Annotated in this window: 16 protein-coding genes and 1 tRNA gene; 4 read left to right on the top strand and 13 right to left on the bottom strand. The window is 56.2% G+C overall.

The window, feature by feature from the left end; genetic code table 11:
• Window positions 1-219: 219 nt before the first annotated feature.
• Genes G7G_RS0100390 through G7G_RS0100370 form a run of 5 tightly spaced genes read right to left on the bottom strand, consistent with a single transcriptional unit; the run spans window position 220 to window position 5,196 of the window.
• Window positions 220-1,503 carry a TRAP transporter large permease gene (locus G7G_RS0100390; RefSeq protein ID WP_202945027.1) on the bottom strand — a complete coding sequence of 428 codons (1,284 nt, stop codon included), beginning with the start codon at window positions 1,501-1,503 and terminating at the stop codon, window positions 220-222.
• Window positions 1,503-2,033, bottom strand: coding sequence for a TRAP transporter small permease (locus G7G_RS0100385; RefSeq protein ID WP_037320495.1), 531 nt, complete (start codon window positions 2,031-2,033; stop codon window positions 1,503-1,505). Before G7G_RS0100385 ends, G7G_RS0100390 begins: the two co-directional genes overlap by 1 nt.
• Before the next feature lies 1 nt (window position 2,034).
• Complete coding sequence (gene dctP, locus G7G_RS0100380; RefSeq protein WP_010437215.1) at window positions 2,035-3,033, bottom strand: TRAP transporter substrate-binding protein DctP; 999 nt, start codon at window positions 3,031-3,033, stop codon at window positions 2,035-2,037.
• A gap of 28 nt (window positions 3,034-3,061) precedes the next feature.
• On the bottom strand, window positions 3,062-4,006 hold the full coding sequence (locus tag G7G_RS0100375; protein WP_010437214.1) for a hydroxymethylglutaryl-CoA lyase: 945 nt from the start codon (window positions 4,004-4,006) through the stop codon (window positions 3,062-3,064).
• The gene (locus G7G_RS0100370) at window positions 4,003-5,196 is read right to left on the bottom strand and encodes a CaiB/BaiF CoA transferase family protein (protein ID WP_010437213.1); all 1,194 of its coding nucleotides are present in this window, start codon (window positions 5,194-5,196) and stop codon (window positions 4,003-4,005) included. The genes G7G_RS0100375 and G7G_RS0100370 overlap by 4 nt, the downstream gene beginning before the upstream one ends.
• Window positions 5,197-5,294: 98 nt before the next feature.
• On the opposite strand from G7G_RS0100370, the gene G7G_RS0100365 reads away from it, so the two are divergent.
• The gene (locus tag G7G_RS0100365) at window positions 5,295-6,218 is read left to right on the top strand and encodes a LysR family transcriptional regulator (RefSeq protein WP_010437212.1); all 924 of its coding nucleotides are present in this window, start codon (window positions 5,295-5,297) and stop codon (window positions 6,216-6,218) included.
• 165 nt (window positions 6,219-6,383) lie between these two features.
• Here G7G_RS0100365 and G7G_RS0100360 read toward each other — a convergent pair whose 3' ends face one another.
• Genes G7G_RS0100360 through G7G_RS0100345 form a run of 4 tightly spaced genes read right to left on the bottom strand, consistent with a single transcriptional unit; the run spans window position 6,384 to window position 10,214 of the window.
• Window positions 6,384-7,295, bottom strand: coding sequence for a LysR family transcriptional regulator (locus G7G_RS0100360; protein WP_010437211.1), 912 nt, complete (start codon window positions 7,293-7,295; stop codon window positions 6,384-6,386).
• Window positions 7,296-7,310: 15 nt separating this feature from the next.
• Window positions 7,311-7,916: a 3-isopropylmalate dehydratase small subunit gene (leuD, locus tag G7G_RS0100355; RefSeq protein WP_010437210.1), complete on the bottom strand. Its 606-nt coding sequence runs from the start codon at window positions 7,914-7,916 to the stop codon at window positions 7,311-7,313.
• A 1-nt stretch (window position 7,917) separates the two neighbouring features.
• Complete coding sequence (gene leuC, locus G7G_RS0100350; protein WP_010437196.1) at window positions 7,918-9,312, bottom strand: 3-isopropylmalate dehydratase large subunit; 1,395 nt, start codon at window positions 9,310-9,312, stop codon at window positions 7,918-7,920.
• Entirely contained in the window at window positions 9,309-10,214 is a 906-nt protein-coding gene (locus G7G_RS0100345; RefSeq protein WP_010437194.1) for an alpha/beta fold hydrolase, read from the bottom strand. The genes leuC and G7G_RS0100345 overlap by 4 nt, the downstream gene beginning before the upstream one ends.
• Window positions 10,215-10,383: 169 nt before the next feature.
• Here G7G_RS0100345 and G7G_RS0100340 point away from each other — a divergent pair, with 169 nt between their 5' ends.
• The 3 genes from G7G_RS0100340 (at window position 10,384) to G7G_RS0100330 (ending at window position 13,539) form a co-directional block, all read left to right on the top strand.
• Complete coding sequence (locus tag G7G_RS0100340; protein WP_010437193.1) at window positions 10,384-11,385, top strand: DctP family TRAP transporter solute-binding subunit; 1,002 nt, start codon at window positions 10,384-10,386, stop codon at window positions 11,383-11,385.
• 70 nt (window positions 11,386-11,455) lie between these two features.
• Window positions 11,456-12,121: a TRAP transporter small permease gene (locus G7G_RS0100335; RefSeq protein WP_010437191.1), complete on the top strand. Its 666-nt coding sequence runs from the start codon at window positions 11,456-11,458 to the stop codon at window positions 12,119-12,121.
• Window positions 12,121-13,539 carry a TRAP transporter large permease gene (locus tag G7G_RS0100330; protein WP_010437189.1) on the top strand — a complete coding sequence of 473 codons (1,419 nt, stop codon included), beginning with the start codon at window positions 12,121-12,123 and terminating at the stop codon, window positions 13,537-13,539. Before G7G_RS0100335 ends, G7G_RS0100330 begins: the two co-directional genes overlap by 1 nt.
• Before the next feature lie 643 nt (window positions 13,540-14,182).
• Here G7G_RS0100330 and G7G_RS0100320 read toward each other — a convergent pair.
• From G7G_RS0100320 to G7G_RS0100305, 4 genes are all read right to left on the bottom strand, one after another.
• A tRNA-Arg gene (locus G7G_RS0100320) sits at window positions 14,183-14,259 on the bottom strand.
• Between the two features lie 64 nt (window positions 14,260-14,323).
• Entirely contained in the window at window positions 14,324-15,706 is a 1,383-nt protein-coding gene (locus G7G_RS0100315) for a sensor histidine kinase (RefSeq protein WP_010437184.1), read from the bottom strand.
• An 18-nt stretch (window positions 15,707-15,724) separates the two neighbouring features.
• Window positions 15,725-17,143 carry a dihydrolipoyl dehydrogenase family protein gene (locus G7G_RS0100310; protein ID WP_010437181.1) on the bottom strand — a complete coding sequence of 473 codons (1,419 nt, stop codon included), beginning with the start codon at window positions 17,141-17,143 and terminating at the stop codon, window positions 15,725-15,727.
• Between the two features lie 3 nt (window positions 17,144-17,146).
• Window positions 17,147-17,878 carry a TVP38/TMEM64 family protein gene (locus tag G7G_RS0100305; RefSeq protein ID WP_010437178.1) on the bottom strand — a complete coding sequence of 244 codons (732 nt, stop codon included), beginning with the start codon at window positions 17,876-17,878 and terminating at the stop codon, window positions 17,147-17,149.
• Window positions 17,879-17,909 lie beyond the last annotated feature (31 nt).

Below are 17,909 nucleotides of genomic sequence, written 5' to 3'. Positions count from 1 at the left end.
ATTTCCGAAACCTAGCTTTGAAGCAAGCACTGAAATGGTCAGCGTTGTCCGATTTGCGGTTGACGGAGAGCGACATAACGAACGTCAGATTCCGCAACCATTGGATGTTTGATAATACGATGACAAACTGCGAACATCGCTGAACGGGTGTCAACCACGGGGTCCTATCCTGTTGAGACGTGGGAGGGTAGTGCCCAAGGGCTTTCCAAAACGCGTTTCTTAGCCGCCGAACCCCGCCGCCTCGGGAAGCCACGTGGACAAAGGTGGGATTGCAAAGACCAGGAGCAGGCCCAGTAGCATTAGCGCGGCATAGGGCAAGGCTCCGCGAATGACCTCCGACAAAGGGGCTTTCGCAATACCTTTGATAACGAAGAGGTTCATCCCGACAGGAGGTGTGATCAGCGCCAGTTCGAGATTGATCATTAGCAGGATGCCGTACCATATCGGGTCGATCCCCAATGCCAGCATGACAGGAAAAACGATTGGCGTCGTAATCAGGATGATCGATATGGTCTCCAAAAACATGCCCAGCACCAGAATGAGCAGCATAACGGCTACGACGAACATGGCGGGGCTGAGGCCGATTGCCGTCACTTGTTCGACGATCTCGATGGGCAGGCGAATGATGGTTACGGCGTGACCAAACAGCGCCGCAGAAGCGAGGATCATGAACAGCATCGCCGTTGTGCGCACTGTCTCAAACGCGGTCACCCAAAGGTCGTGCAGACCGAAATTGCGGTAAACCACTACGCTGATGAACAGAGCATATAGGCAGCCAATAGAAGCGGCTTCAGTGGCCGTAAAAATTCCGAGGTAGATCCCGCCCAATACCACCGGTGGCATCAACAAGGCCCAGATCGATTGCCTCATACGTGCCCAGATCACGCCCATGCCTGCAAATGGTTGGGAAACTACTGCGCCCCCAAACCCTGCGCTGACCATCGCCCAGATCGCGAAAATGACAGCCATCATGATACCCGGCACCAACCCGGCCAGGAAAAGAGCTCCGATCGAAGCCTCGGTTACGATGGCATAGAGAATAAGAGGTCCAGAGGGAGGGATTAAAATCCCGAGCGTACCGCCCGCTGCAATCACACCGTATGAATAGCTCGGGCTGTAGTTGAAGCGCTTCATCTGCGGGATGGCCGTCGAACCAATAGTAAGCGCCGTGGCAACAGACGAACCGGAAATGGCTGCGAAAATGGTGCAGGAGAGGATCGTGGCGACCCCAAGACCACCACGCAAATGGCCGACAATCGCATTTGCTGCATCGTAAAGATCCTTAACCACGCCAGCACGGATCATCACGTGCGCCATGAAGGCAAACATCGGTATGGCCGTCAAAAGGCCGTTGTTCAGTTTGGCAAAAACCGTATCGGCCGCGCTGTTCACGTTGCCTTCTGTCAGCATCATTATGATCAGCGAGGTCAGCCCAAGCCCGGCAAAGATTGGCATCCCGGTGAGCAAGAGGACAATCAGCCCGGCCAAAATCAAAAACGTCATCATAGTCGGCGAACCGTCAGAAGCGTGAAAATGCGAGCCAGCGCCGCAAGAATCAGAATGATCATGCCGATAAGTAGAAAGCCTTGCGGAATCCACATCTGGACGCTCAGATATCCATCTGAATAAATACCGAAATCGTATGAGAACTGCACCATAATCACCGCGCTGTAGAGAATAGCCGCAGCGACCAGGATCACACCTATCATCCCCCAAATCTCGACCAACCATTGAGTTCGAGGACCAGCACGCTCAGTCAGCAGGTCGACCCCGAAATGTTCGCCGCGCAAAAGGACCTCTCCCGCTCCGAGGGCAACCATTGCCACGACGATAAAGCCGTTGAGCTCATCGGAAAAAGTAATTGGTGTGCCAAGGATATAGCGCATGAAGACGCTGTAGCTCACGACCCCGAATACGACGAGCACCAGCAATGCGGCGATACCTGCCCCAGATAGCGTAACCAGACGCACCGCGCGCTCCACCCCTGAGACCGGCAAGGCCTCAGAGGTGTCAATTTCATGATCCTGCTTCATGTCAGTTCGAAATTTGACCGACCAGCTCAAGCAGTTTGACGCCGTCCTCACCGGTTGCGTCGCCAAACGATTTGTCGAAAGCCGGTACCATTAACTCTTTCCAGGCAGCTTCTTCCTCAGGCGTCTGGAAATGCACCTTCATGCCATTGTCAGCCAGCTGCTCGGGTGCAGCGGCAGATGCTTCTTCGGACGCGGCAACTGCCCATTCTGCCGCTTTGGCTCCCGCCTCGGCTATTGCGGCCTTCTGTGCATCCGTCAGACCATCAAACCAAGCCGGGTTAAGGTAGCCGTGGAAGAACACACTAAACAGCGGGACCACCGTCACGTGGTCCTGGACTTCAAAATATTTGCGCGAATAGGCGGCGGCGATATCGGTCATGCCCGCATCGATCACTCCAGTTGAGAGCGCTTCGTACACTTTCGAGCCAGACATCGCTGAAGGCGCGGCCCCCATTGCGACAAGCCCCTCATCCGCCACCGGGTTCAGGCCCCTTATCTTCACACCTTCGAAATCTTCCGGATTGACCAGCGGCGATCCCTTCGACGTCAAAGCTGTCATCCGTGTTGTGAACAGCCAGACCGCGTTCTGCACACCTTTTTCAAGCAGCTTCTGATCCAGAAACGCAGCCGCTTCGCTATCCGGCCAAGCGGCAAGCGTCTCCGGATCAGTGACGGCATAAGGCTTCAGTGTCACGTTCATGATCGGCAGGGTTTTACCCCATTGCGGGTTGATCGAGAACGCGCATTCAATGTTGCCTTTGGCCACCGATGCAATGTTCTCACGCGCGCCTACAAGGCTGTTGGCACCAAAGATTTGAACGTCGATTTCTCCGTTCGACAGGGTCTCAATCTCTTCGGCCCATTGGTCGATGACCTTTGCGATATGGTGCGCAGGTGGCAACTGGTGGCTGCAGCGCATCTCGGTTGCTTCGGCATAGGCCGCGCTGCTTAGGGTCGTTGCGGCCAGTAGCGCTGCCGTGGCAGTTCTGAAAATGTTCATGTTCTCCTCCACTCTGTCATCTTGTTGTTTATCGGGCGCGCCAGTTGATGTGACGCGGTGCTCCGGCTCGTGACAACGCACCGAAGAGCTGTTCGTCAGGCATTTCAGACGCGGCGACCTCTCGCACAGACATCAGCTTTTCCAAGTCGATGCCGGTTGCAAAACCTTTGCGTTCACAGAGATATACAAGGTCCTCGAATACCACGTTCCCTGTTGCGCCTGGGGCAAAGGGGCAGCCCCCGAGCCCCGCCAGCGAGCCATCGATCACCCGGATGCCAGCGTCGAGGGCGGCAGACGCATTGGCGATCCCCATTCCCCTTGTGTCGTGCAGGTGAATGCTCAGCGCAACGTCGCCCAGTTCGTTTTTCACACGTTCAACAAGGTCTTGCACCTGATCTGGACCCGCAAATCCGACTGTGTCTGCAAGACCGATCATGTCCACACCCGCCTCCGAGCATGCGGCCGCGATGCGCACCACATCGTCCGGGTCGACTTTGCCAGCAATCGAGCAACCGAACGCCATGGCGATGCCGACCTGTACCAAAGGTGATGTTTCTGAGCCTCTTGCCAGTTCAACGGTTTTACCAACCAGAGCAATTGCTTCCTCACGTGTACGACGTGCGTTTGCCTGGCTATGTTCCTCGGTCGACGAGACCACTGTGACGATTTCGCCGACCGGAGTTTGAACCGCGTCCGTCGCGCCGCGATCATTCAAGGCAAGCGCTGCCGAATGGACGTTAAGGCTGCGGCAAATGTCGCTGATGTCCCGAACATCAGCGAATTGCGGCATAGCTTTTGCCGGAAGGAAAGAGCCAATCTCAAAGTGCCGAACACCCGCGGCTCTTTCACGGCGCAACCATTCGGCCTTCGCTGCCGTTGAGGGATATCGTTGGACCATCTGCAGACCGTCGCGCAATCCGACTTCCCGCAATACGACCCTGTCGGGTGGGTATATTTCTGACAGGCGAGTCACGTTGAATTCCTATCCGCCGCGCCACTTGCAGCCGATATTTCCGAAGGTGACAGGCCAAGCTCTGAAAGCACGGTGTCAGTGTCATCGCCGACATCTGCGACATTGAGTGAAACCGGATGTGGAATCCCGCCATCAACTTCGATGGGCAAACCCGGAGCCCGGAACACCTGCCCACCAGCGTCGTGTGAGAGTTGCAGACCGCCGGGGCGCAGGACATGTGGATCCTGATACATATCGGCGGGACGATTGATAGGCGAAAAGGGAATGCCCGAAGCTTCAAAAATCTCGATCAGTTCAGGAAAATCGCGTTTGCCGATTGCTTCTGCAAAAAGGGGAAGTGTCCAGTTCCGCGCTTCGATCTGGCCCATCTTTGTCTGAAGCCGGTTATCCTCCAGCAAATGCTCTAAGCTGATTGCTTTGCACAATATTTGCCAATGGCCCTCAGTGACAGCACCCACAAAGATCTGACGATTGTCCCGCGTGTCGAAGATGTCGTAGACCGGCCAGGAAAATTCCCGCTCGGGCATAGGGGCCGGTTCGTGTCCGTCCAGATCGAATTGCACCATGTGTTGCATGACAAGCATCAGGCAATTCTCGAACAGGCCAATGCGTATCGTCCGACCCTCTCCGGATTCTTGCCGCTCCAACAACGCGCCGAGAACTGCAAGAGCGCCGAAGACCCCACCCATGATGTCATTTGCAGAAGAGCCAATGCGCAAGGGACGACCCGTTGGGCCAGTCATATAGGCCATTCCGGTCATCATCTGAACGACCTCGTCCATTGCCGTTCGGTCCTGATAGGGGCCATGCAGGAAGCCCTTGCAGGATGCGATGATCAAATTGGGGTACTTACCTCGCAACGCGGAGGGCGCAAATCCCATCTTGGCAAGTGACTGGTCGCGGAAGTTCTCAACGAAAATATCGGCGGTTGCCAGAAGCTGATCCAGCGCCGACGTTCCGGCCTCGGACTTTAAATCTAAGGTAATTGAACGCTTGCCGCGATTGAAACTTGGGAAGAACCCCCGCCCCATTCCGGTCAGGTGCCGGGTTTTGTCCCCCGCAGGGGGCTCAACCTTGATCACGTCAGCACCAAGATAGGCAAGGATCTGGCCGCAACTTGGCCCCATAATCATGTGGGTCATTTCAACGACGCGGATGCCCCGCAAAGGCCTGAAATCGTCTGACACCATGTATGCTCCGGTTGGACTTGCGTTAACCAAAGCTACCCGATCGGAATGCTTTGCAATATTTCAATGTTAATAAGGCTGCTTTCTGATATTGAGAAAGCATGGACAGCAGGCAACTCCGATACTTTGCTGCGATCTTTGAGGAAGGCGCGTTGGCTCGTGCTGCTGATCGGGAAAGGGTCGCTGTGTCTGCATTAAGCAGGCATCTGTCCAATCTCGAAGCCGAACTTGGTACGCAGCTATTTGAGAGATTGCCAAGGGGCGTGCGGCCGACAGCATCTGGTGCTCGATTATATGAACACGCGCGTGCGATCCTGCGATCCATGCAAGCCGCCAGCACCGATATCCGAGAAACTGAGAATGAGGTCGCGGGTGAGATTTCGGTTGGCTTTGCGCATTCGGCTGTCAAAGCTATTGGCGTGCCTCTGGTACAGCGTGTTTCACAAGACTATCCGAACCTACGCCTGCATCTTTCTGAGATCTTTTCCGGGTCTACCGCCCAACAGCTTGCGTCTTCGGAGGTCGATTTGACCCTAACCTACAACCAACTTCCTGACGCGCGTTTCAGGTTCCAACCGGTCTTGGAAGAGGAGTTGGTTCTGGTGGGTCGGCCAGATGTTATCGGTGGAACCGATGCAATCAGTTTTGAGGCACTGCTGGACTTACCGTTGATAATTCTTCGCCAAGGCCTGTACACCCGAGCTGTGATGGACGACCCTTCCCTACTCAGGCGGATCGAAGAGAACGCGCAGTTCCAAATAAACTCGATCTCCGCAATCAGCGGATCCCTTCTGTCTGGCATCGGTTGCATCGTGGGTACCGAGTTTATCCTGAAAGAACACATTGACGCGGGCACATTGACGACGCGTCCGATTATCAAGCCAAAACTCAATCGCACGCTCTTTATTGGAGAATTAAGTGATCGTCCGGCGACTTTTGCCTTTGAAGCCGTGCGTCAGCTTTGTATTGAGCTGACGATTGAAGCGGTGGAAGCGCCGCAATGGAAAGCGACGCTAACGAGTTAGTCGCATGAAATCGTGATGGGTTCCAAACAGCCCTTCGCGACGTCCTATCCCGATGATCGCTAAAGGTCATGTACCTGGTTTCGAACAATTGGCCAGATAACAGCTGGTCCGCATCACGGTTTCGCACAACTTCTCTGCATGGGCCCAGACAACGTTGGGCTCTTGTCACTGACACGTCCCGGCGGTGTACAGTCGCGAAGATACGTCTTTGACTACATCCACGAACTCGTCCACCATTTTCGAGTTTCCCGCCGCCCGTCGCGCGACGTAGAGTTCGATGCTCTGGCCGTCCGTTTGATACGGAATGCAACTCAATTGCGGGGGAGCAAGAGCGCGGATCCATGCAGGTGCCAGCCCGATGCCAACCCCGTGCGCCACCAGCTGCAGCATGGTGGACTTGTCTATGACTTCGCAGGCGATGTCCGGTTGCCACCCATGGGCTCGATAGCTGCTCCAGAGCAGGTCGTGAAGGATCGGGCGGGCATGTTTGGGAAACCCAATAATCGGGTGATCCCTAATATCCGCCGCTGACAGCGATTCCCGACCTGCAAGTTCCGACGCGGAAGGCAAGACCACGACGGCACCCTGCTGGTACAAAAGATCTGCCTTCAGAAACTCGTCTTCAGGAGGCTGGCGGACAAACGCGATGTCGGTGCGGTGATTTGCAAGCTCTTGCGTATGGTGGTCCGAAGACGAAATTTCCAGAATGTCCACATGCACTGAAGGTTGCCGTTTTCGGAATTCCATCAGCGCAGGAGGCAACAGCATCGAGATCGCCTCGTCAACGCCGCTAACCCGCAAAGTCTTCAGCCCACTGTCGGCTGTGTGTCGGGCTTTGGAAACAGATTTGTCGATATCCGCCAGTATCCGTTTGGTGTCGCGCAGGAATTCGGACCCCGCTTGCGTTAGGCTAACCTGCCGGGTTGTCCGAAAGAACAGAGCAAAGCCCAACTCGTGCTCCAAGGCGGAAATTCGGTCGGACAAGGCTGGCTGACTAAGGCCGAGGCGTTCGCCTGCCTTTCGAAAATGCAGTTCTTCGGCGACTGCCACAAAGCACTGAAGTTGGCGAAGTTCCAAGTCAACTTGTCCTAACTACTGTATGACACGCACCCGTTGCCGTTCACCTAACCTGCTCTCAAATTTCCGGATCGCGTCCGCGAATTCCAGCGAGTTCAAGGTGTCGTCGCGGCCCTCAAGATGGGCGGTCTGTGTCGCGTCATCCATTTCAAATGGCAGCTCTGCCTCTCCGTGTTTGATGACCCGGTTTTCGACATCAATCGTATAGTTAGCACCATCCTCATGGGACGCCGCTAGCATCAACTGATCTCGCACCTCGGGACTGACAATGGGCAAGGCAAGGCCATTCTTGCGCGCATTGTCGTAGAAAATGCCCGCAAAGCTTGTGCCGATGATGCCCCGAATACCCAGTTGAACCAGTCCCCAAACCGCGTGTTCCCGGCTGGAGCCGCAGCCGAAATTATCGCCGACAACCAGTATTCTGGCCTCGTGCCAGGGATGGGTGTTCAGCACAAAATCCGCTCGCGGCGTTTCATCGTCGTGAAAGCGCAGATCGGCGAATGTGCCATCCGCCAGCCCTTCGCGTGTGATCGTTATCAGAAAGCGTTTAGGCATGATCACATCGGTATCGACATTGGCAAGCGGCAGGGCGGCGGCCAGCCCGTGAACAGTTTTTGGCATCTTATTCCGCTCCTTCGCTCAGAAACTCACGGACATCCGCGATACGGCCATGAATGGCGGCGGCGGCCACCATCTCCGGGCTCATCAAGTGGGTGCGAGCCCCGCGGCCCTGCCGACCTTCGAAATTGCGGTTGGTCGAGGACGCAATCCGTTCGCCATCCATGGCAATATCGTCATTCATCGCAAGGCACATCGAACAGCCGCTTTCAGGGCGCCAGTCAAAGCCTGCTTCCTTAAACACCCGGTCGATCCCCTCAGACTCGGCCTGCAGGCGAGTATAGGTCGAACCGGGCACAACGATGGCATTGACCGATCCTGCGACCTTTTTTCCTTTCAGGATTGAGGCTGCAGCGCGCAGATCCTCGATGCGGCTGTTGGTGCAAGATCCGATAAAGGCGCTGTCGATTTCGATATCGGTCATCGCCTGACCCGCTTTCAAGCCCATATAGCCCAGAGCCCGGTTTAGCGCTTCGCGAGCCTTGGGCGTCATCCCCTCGGTCTCAGCTGGGACTGAGCCGTCGACAGGAACCGACTGATCCGGGCTGGTGCCCCAACTGACAATCGGGGCAATATCGGCGGCGTTGATCTCGAACACCGTATCATACTCTGCGCCGGGGTCCGAGTTCCACTCCAGACCACCAAAATCCAGCGTGCCGCTATGCGCGCGTGCCTTTATTTTCTCAAGCGCCTTTTCGTCGGCTCCAATCAAGGCGGCCCGTCCTCCCAACTCGACCGCCATATTGCAAATCGTCATCCGCCCGGACATTTCCTGTGAGCGGATGGCCGACCCGGAGAACTCGACGGCATAGCCATTGGCGCCGCCCGCGCCGACCACCTGAACCACCTTCATGATGATATCCTTGGCGGTCGCACCGGGGGCGAGATCGCCATCGATATTGACCAGCATGGTCTTCAGCCGCTTATAGCGCAGGGTTTGCGTTGCCAGCACATGTTCAACCTCGGACGTACCGATGCCAAAACCGAGCGCTCCGAAGGCCCCGTACGTGGTGGTATGACTGTCGCCGCAGGCGATCAACATCCCCGGTGCGACAAGCCCTTGTTCAGGGACAACAACATGTTCGATCCCCTGGCGGCGGTCGCCCAGGCCGTAGAAGGCGATGTTGTGCTTTTTGCAATTGGCCTCCAGATTGTCGATCAGCAGCTTAGACGCTGCATCATGCGGATCGCGCTGCCGTGTGGCATTCACGTGATCGACTACCGACAGATGAGCCTCGGGCCGCCAAACGGAAAGCCCTTTCTGATCCAGCCCGGAAAAGGCCTGCGGGCTGGTGTATTCATTCATGATGTGGAAATCGACATAGATCAGCATGTCGCCGTCCGGCAGATCGCAGACCTTATGTGCGTCCACCAGTTTGTCGTAAAGCGTCCTGCTCATTCGGCAGCATCCTTCTGTTCGATCTGGCGCAGGAAAAATGCGCGCATTCGGCTGGCTATTTCGTCCGGGATCTCTTCGGCCATGTAGTGCGTGGCGTCGACGGCCTCGCCCTCGACCCGGAGCGCTCGCTCCTGCCAGAGCGCCTTCGCATCAAAGCAGGTCTCGATCACCCCACGCTTGGCCCATAGGACCATCAGCGGTTGTTCGACCTTCCCCCCGTCGTCCTGATCGTCATGTTCGATGTCGATGGTCGCCGCAGCGCGGTAGTCCTCGCACGAGGCGTGCACGCCCTCGGGTGTGCTGAAGGCGGCGATGTATTCGTCGAGGGCTGAAGCGATAAAAGGGTTTTCGCCCTTGGCTTGATTGAAGCACTTCAGTTTCCAGAACTGCGCGGGATCATTGCCGATGATCTGTTCCGGGATAGGGTGTTTCTGAATCAGAAAGAACCAGTGCCAATAGGCGGTGGCGAATTCCTTTGAGGTGTCGCGATACATTTCACGCGTCGGCGCGATGTCCAACAAGACCATCGCCTGGACATTCTGCGGATGATCCAGAGCCATTCGATGAGTAACGCGCGCACCGCGATCATGGGCACCGACCAGAAACGACTCATGCCCCATCTGAGACATGACTGAGACCATGTCCTTTGCCATTTCGCGTTTCGAATAGGGCATATGCCGATCATCTGAGGCGGGTTTGGACGACCGACCATATCCGCGAAGGTCAGGACAGATGACATGGAACTGATCTGTGAGCTGCGGGGCAACCGCATGCCACATGGCCGATGTCTGCGGATAGCCGTGCAACAACAAAAGACCCGGATTGCCAGGGTCGCCCCCGTGACGAACAAAAATCTTCTGCTCACCGACTTTCAGAGTCAGTTCCTCGAAATCCAGAAACATACCGGAGCGCTCCGCGAAAATGGGTTGTTATTCACGATACCCGACTTTTACACCGATATTGATCGAATATACTGATCAATTCTTCCGAAAAATCATCGCCGCCCAAGCATGTACTCTCGCTCAGCATCTTTGATCGGGTCAGACCGGCCTGACAGAACGGGAGGAAGCTATGAAATTCTGGAAGACATCAAGCCTGGTTGTTGCGCTCGTTACTGGTGCGGGTTCCGCATTTGCCGCCTGTGATCCAGGCGAAGTCGTCATCAAGTTCAGCCATGTTACCAATACCGACAAACACCCCAAAGGCATCGCAGCGACGCTGCTGGAACAGCGCATCAACGAAGAAATGGACGGAAAAGCCTGCATGGAGGTTTTTCCGAACTCGACCCTCTACAATGACGACAAAGTGCTCGAGGCCATGTTGCAGGGTGACGTGCAACTGGCCGCGCCTTCACTGTCCAAATTCGAGAAATTCACCAAGAAATTCCGCATCTTCGACCTGCCGTTCCTGTTCAAGAACATCGAGGCGGTCGATGCCTTCCAAACCTCGGACGCCGGGCAAGCCCTGCTGGATTCGATGCAGCGTCGCGGCCTTCAGGGGCTGACCTTCTGGCACAACGGCATGAAACAGATGTCGGCCAATGTTCCGCTGGTTACACCGGCCGACGCGGATGGGTTGAAATTCCGGGTTATGTCCTCGGACGTGCTGGTCGCGCAGATGGAAGCAATTGGAGGAAGCCCTCAGAAGATGGCGTTCTCGGAGGTCTACGGCGCGCTACAGCAGGGTGTTGTCGACGGGCAGGAAAACGTCTGGTCCAACATCTACGGCAAGAAATTCTTCGAGGTGCAGGACGGCATTACCGAGACCAATCACGGCATCATCGACTATCTGGTGGTGGCTTCAGTGGACTGGTTGGACAGTCTGGACCCCGCAGTACGCGAGCAGTTCCTGACCATTCTGGACGAGGTTACAGCCACCCGGAACTCGGAATCCTATGAGGTCAATCAAAAGAACCGTCAGGCGATCCTGGACGCGGGCGGCACCATCCGCACCCTGACGGATGACGAGCGTCAGGCATGGGTCACCGCCATGCAGCCGGTATGGGAGCAATTCACGGGCGATATCGGTCAAGACTCCCTCGACGCGGCGGTTCAGATCAACTCTGGCTTCTGAGCCACACCATCGGCGGGCAGGACAATCCTGCCTGCCGTTTTCCTGAAAACGGCTGTTGGGAGGGAGGGCTATGACCAACAATCACTCGCTCATGGACCGGATCGAAGAGGTTTTGATCGCCTTCATTCTGGGTCTGATGACCGCACTGACATTTGCCAATGTCGTTGCCAGATATGTCTTTAACTCAAATATCCTTTGGGCGTTGGAGATGACGGTTTTCCTGTTCGCCTGGCTGGTTCTGCTGGGGGCTTCCTACGCGGTGAAAAAACACGCGCATCTGGGGGTCGATCTGATGGTGAACATGGTGCACGGCAACGCCCGGAAACGGCTGGCGCTGGCCGCTGCCGCTGTATGTGTCGCCTTCTCATTTCTTATGCTGAAGGGATCTTGGGACTACTGGGCCAACTTCGCCAACCTGCCCGCCACCGAAGGGCGCTGGTTCCCGCTCGGGTTCGAGCAGGATTATCGCGAAAAGGGCTGGTACGAGACCAATGACATCCCGATGCCCGGTATCCTTGCCTGGATGGCAGGCGCCTTTAACGAAGGAGAAGCCTACGAAAAAATCCCGCGTTTTCTGCCTTACATCGTGCTGCCGATCTCGATGGCGTTGCTGTTCCTGCGGTTTGTTCAGGCGACATTCAGCATCCTGAACGGAAAGGCGGATCGGCTCGTGGCCAGCCACGAGGTTGAAGAAGAACTGGCCGAAATTGAAGCCCAGAACGCGGAGGCGAAATAATGGAAACCGTCCTTCTCTTTGCCATGGTCATCGGCTTCCTGATGATCGGCGTCCCGATTGCAATCTCGCTTGGGATGTCCTCGATTCTATTCCTGCTGTGGTTTTCCGACAGTTCGCTGGCCTCGGTCGCGCAAACCTTGTTTGCCGCATTTGAAGGCCACTTTACCTTGCTGGCGATTCCGTTCTTCATTCTGGCTTCGTCCTTCATGACAACCGGCGGTGTGGCGCGGCGGATCATCCGTTTTTCAATTGCATGTGTCGGCCATTTCCCGGGCGGCCTCGCCATTGCTGGCGTGTTTGCCTGCATGCTGTTTGCCGCGCTGTCTGGTTCGTCGCCTGCCACGGTGGTTGCCATCGGTACAATTGTAATCACCGGTATGCGGCAGGTCGGGTATTCCAAGGAATTCGCTGCCGGTGTGATTTGTAACGCCGGTACGCTCGGCATCCTGATCCCACCCTCCATCGTGATGGTGGTCTATGCCGCCTCGGTCGAGGTGTCGGTGGGTCGGATGTTCCTTGCAGGGGTCATTCCGGGGTTGCTGGCCGGCCTTATGCTGATGGTCACCATCTTTGTCATCGCCAAGATCAAGAACCTGCCCAAGGGCGAGTGGAAGGGTTGGGGCGAAGTTTTCCAGTCGGGCCGCGAGGCCGGTTGGGGTCTGTTCCTGATCGTGATCATTCTGGGCGGTATCTATGGTGGCATCTTCACCCCCACAGAAGCCGCCGCTGTGGCCGCTGTCTACGCCTTCTTCATCGCCACCTTCGTCTACAAAGACATGGGACCACTGGCGGCCCCCAAAACCCGCAGCCTGTCAGCCGCTGCGGTGATCGAGGACGCGCCCGCCGGCCCGCGCATTCCCCTTAGGAGCAAGCCTTGGGCGATCGTCACCGCGATTGTGCATCCGGACACTCAAAAGACCTTGTTTGATGCTGGCAAACTGACGATCACCCTGCTGTTTGTAATCGCCAATGCGCTGATCCTGAAACATGTGCTAACGGACGAGCAAATCCCGCAGCAGGTCGCTAATGCGATGTTGTCGGCAGGCTTTGGGCCCGTGATGTTCCTTGTGGTCGTCAACATCATCCTGCTGATCGGTGGGCAGTTCATGGAACCATCGGGCCTCTTGGTCATCGTGGCACCCCTGGTCTTTCCCATCGCTATCGAGCTGGGCATCGATCCGATCCATCTGGGCATCATCATGGTAGTGAACATGGAGATCGGTATGATCACCCCGCCGGTGGGCCTGAACCTCTTCGTAACCTCGGGCGTTGCCGGAATGCCGATGATGAGCGTGGTCAAGGCAGCCCTTCCGTTCCTGGCCGTGCTGTTCGTGTTCCTGATCATCGTCACTTACGTTCCGTTCCTGTCGACCTTCCTCCCCAACACGTTCATGGGACCGGAAATCATAACCCAATGACGCGGAATGCGCTGGCGGCATCGGTCGCCGGCGCATTTTGTTTTAGATAGTAGGATTTGTGCATATATTGCGGTGGTCCAGCAGCGCTACAGCACCGGACACCACAAACGGCTGCTATTGTGTAGAAAGCAGACTTTGCAAACCTCGGCGGACGATCATAGCAAACGTTTGCTAAGACCATTTAGAGCAGCCGTTATTAGGAACTGGCTGGGCATGCTATTGATCATGATTTGATGCTCTGCCGTAATCTCGCGTCCGTTGCTGGTCGCTTTGATTGCGAAGAACGGCGATGGTCACTGCCCGGAATTGGTTTTCGCGATACTGCAAAGCAGATCAACATGTTGATCCAACCAATCTTCGTCCAGGGCCTCGTGACGTATGAGCTTGCGGAAATAAGGTGCCGCGACTGCTAGTTCTATGAGCTGGTCACCCCTGTCGAATAGCATTGCCTCGCCCCCTCCCGCGTTCGCCACGTGGCAGATCAACAGGAACAGGCGGCTTCGCCGTCTGATCTGCAAATCAGCCCTGATTTCCGGAAGGGAAGTCAGATCAAACGAAACAGTCTGTGGGAGTATGACAAGGGGGTGTTGGGTCAGTTTATGACGCAAAGGTCAAATTCGTCTGACGTCCAACAAGTACCAAGTGGCGGACCGAGGAGGATTCGAACCCCCGACCCCTTGATTCGTAGTCAAGTACTCTATCCAGCTGAGCTATCGGTCCGCGTTGGTGAGGCGGTATTTAGACCTGAGGCCACGGGCGTGCAAGCCGATTCTTTAAAAAAACTTCAAAAAGTCATATCACCACGTGGGAGCCTTATTTCAAAGGTTGTTCCCTCGGGTCCGGTGGTTTTCAGAAACAACTCCCCGCCATGTCCACGCACCAACTCTTGTGAGATGGCCAATCCTAAACCCGAGCCGCCTTTACGCACCCCCCCCTGAAAGGGTGTAAACAGATTCTCTTGGGCCTTTGGCGGAAGACCAGGGCCCGTATCGCTGATTTCGATACACCAATCCTTTTCCTGCTCGGAGGCGTTTACAGAAATGCGGCCCGGTTTTCCAGAAGTAGACAGCGCCTGTCGTGCATTGCGTACGAGGTTCAAAATGACCCTGAAAATCTGCTCGGGGTCAGCACGGACAACAAGATCTTCGGGCACTTCATTCACGATCTCGACACAGGCATTCGCCAGCGCCAGCCTCTCGCTGGTGGCAACATCCTCGGCAATCTCACGCAGGCGCAACATGGTCAGTGTCGGAGCGGGCTCCTCCGCGCGACCAAAGGCCAGTGTGCTTTCGCATAATGAGACGGCGCGGGTGATCGAATTGACAAGTTTTGGCGCCATACGAGCCACCAGCGGGTCATTACTCGCCTCAATCCGGTCGGTAAACAGCTGGGCCGAAGTCAGAATGTTGCGCAAATCATGACTAACCTTAGCCACCGCACCTCCCAATTGCGCCAGGCGTTCGCGTTGCTTCAAGGCTTGTGTCAGATCAGTTTGAAGCATCTGCAATGCCTCTTCGGCTTCGCGCAGTTCCGTCACCTTGGAATTGGGTGAGATAATTCCGCGCGCGTCCTCGGGTGCGCTCGCGTAGCGTTGCATATAGCCGACCACACTTTTGATCGGGCGTACCAGAACCACGCGCACGGCAAGAAACAGGAATGAGGCGGTAATGATAGAAATCACAAAGGACAGGCCCAAAATGCGAAGCCCGTAATCCGTCATCGCCATTCGTAACGGGTCGCTATCCATTGTTACTTCTATCAGCAGGCCAGCATCCTTAACTGGCGCGCCTAGAACGCGAATGACCTCGTTTTCGGGCGTAAACAGCCGCAGAGTCGCGTCGCGGATCAGCACCCAGGCGCTGGCATCGCGCAGATCGAAGGTTTTGGAGATCCGATCCGGGATGGGTGAAGACAGCATGAGCTGGCGCACTTCGTCGCGGCGCAGCACGACGTTGTAAACGCCCGCATTGACCAGCAGTTCTGCCTCAAGCTCGTCGGCCAGCATATCATCAGCCAGCAACGCCAGCGAAGCGATCTGGGCTCGCTCGAGCCGGTTCAGCAGGAAATCTTCACGAAAGCGCGCGATCGATGGCACAAAGATCAGAACTTCGGCCAACATCACGAAGACCGTCGTCAGGATCAGAAATCGGCCCGACAGCGAGTTCACTTTGCGCTCCTCCTTAGGTCAGGGAATCCAGCGCTGGACGAATCTGACCACTTTCTTAACCGTTTGATTCTCAAACAGCCTTGGCGTGAAATAGGCACCCGCCACCCGTTTGTTAAGCTCTCCAATCGTCGGATAGGGCGAGACCATGGCAGCGATCTGCCCCATCTTTAGGTTATTTGCGAGTGCCAGGGACCACAAGTTGATCAGTTCACCGGCTTGGTGCCCTACGATTGTTGCACCGACGGGGCGACTTTTAACTACCATCACCTTGATAAAGCCTTTCGTTTTCCGTTCGGAAATCGCCCGGTCATTATGGTGATAATCGAAACGGGCAATTTCCACAGCGTCTCCGTGTTGGGCACGCGCTTGCGCTTCGCTGAGCCCCACCTGTGCCAGTTCCGGGTCGGTATATGTCGCCCAGGGGATATGTGCTGTCTTCGCCTTTGACGGTAACCCGAACAGGGCTGAGCGAATGATAACCCCCGCCTGATAGCCTGCCACATGGGTAAATTGCAGACCACCTGCGACATCTCCGATAGCATAGACCTTGCGGTTGGTCGTTCGCAGTGTGTCGTCGACCTTGATACCGGTGCGAGTACGCTCAATCCCGGCAGCTTCAAGATTTAGGCGATCAACGTTGGCCTTGCGCCCAACGGCAAGCAGTAAATGTGAACCAGCGTGAATCTCTCCATTCTCGGTCACGACCTCTATGGCACCCGCATTGTCTCTGATCTGAGCTACCATGGCGTTTTCATGAATCGCGACGCCTTCCGCCTTCAGGCTGTCCAACACGATGGTTGCGGCTTCGGGGTCGTCTTTGCCCAGCGCCTTTAGGCCTTCTATCACCGTGACCTTACAGCCCAGACGGATATGCGCCTGCGCCATCTCCATGCCGATCGGGCCGCCACCGATGATCAGCAGATGCGCGGGCTTGTCGCGCAGGTCGAAGATAGTCTCATTGGTAAAATAGGTGACCTGATCCAGACCCGGCAATGGTGGCACCAGCGGCGAAGACCCGGTGGCCACAACAACGCGGCGGGCTGTGATCAGGTGATCGCCAGCCTGAACCTGTGTTGGCGATATAAAGCTACCGTATTCCCGGATTACCTTGACACCAAAACCCTCGAAACGCACCTGACTGTCCATCGGTTCGATCTGAGCGATCACGTCATGCACATGATCCTTTGCAGCGGCATAGTCGACCTGTGGCACCACGTCCGCGACCCCATAGACCGAAGCGTGTGCTTGCCCATGTGCCGCCTTACCGCTGGCAATCAGGGCCTTGGAGGGAACGCAGCCAAAGTTCAGGCAGTCGCCGCCCATCTTGTGCCCCTCCAGCAGGACGACATCCGCCCCCATCTGGCTGGCCCCGGCCGCCACAGACAATCCGCCCGACCCGGCACCGATCACCAGGATATCGGTCTTTAACTCTTGCATGAATCAAGTGTCCTTTCGGCCACGGAGGGATTTGATAAAAATCGGCAGCGCCGCCAGAACACACAAGCCGATGATGGGCCCCATGACAAACGGCTCCCACAGCAACGAAACATCCGGCGTCTCACCCCGGTCAAATACACCCCCGAGCCCGACGCCAATCCAAGTATAGACGATGCCGCCTGGGATAATGCCCAGCGCAGTCGTGATCAGGAAGTTCCGAAATTTCACGCCAACCAATGCAGGCACCAGATTGGCCACGAAGAACGGCACCACAGGCACCAGGCGCAACAGGAAGAGAACCGAGATCTCATTCTCACGCAGGCCGTCTTTCAGTTTCTTGACCGTCCCTTCCGAGGATTCCAGCCGCGCCGTGAGTGACTCGCCCAACCCCCAGCGCGCTGCAAGGAAGATGGCTGAGGCCCCGATCGTAGCTGCAACAACATTGAACACGGTCCCGGCGAAGAGACCAAACAGGAAGCCCCCGGTCATCGATGCCACCGCAGCTCCGGGCAATGAGAAGGCCACGATCACGATGTAAATGCCAATAAAGGCAGCAACCATCGCCAAATAGTTGGCATCCCGCCACGCCAAAAGCGCCTCGCGGTTGTCGCGCAAGGTCTCAAATGTCAGGTAATCGCCCAAGGTAAAGAAACCCACCGCAGCGACTACGAGAATCACCAGCAAAGGGATATGACGCGCAGGTCCGCTGCGCGGGGTCTGAGTTGTATCACTCATTACAGTGTCCGGTTTGGTGCGTTTCATTCTG

This window comes from Ruegeria conchae (assembly GCF_000192475.1).
Taxonomy (GTDB): Bacteria; Pseudomonadota; Alphaproteobacteria; order Rhodobacterales; family Rhodobacteraceae; genus Ruegeria; species Ruegeria conchae.
Note: the sequence above shows the minus strand (reverse complement) of the source record. Positions and strands in the feature narration are given on the sequence as shown.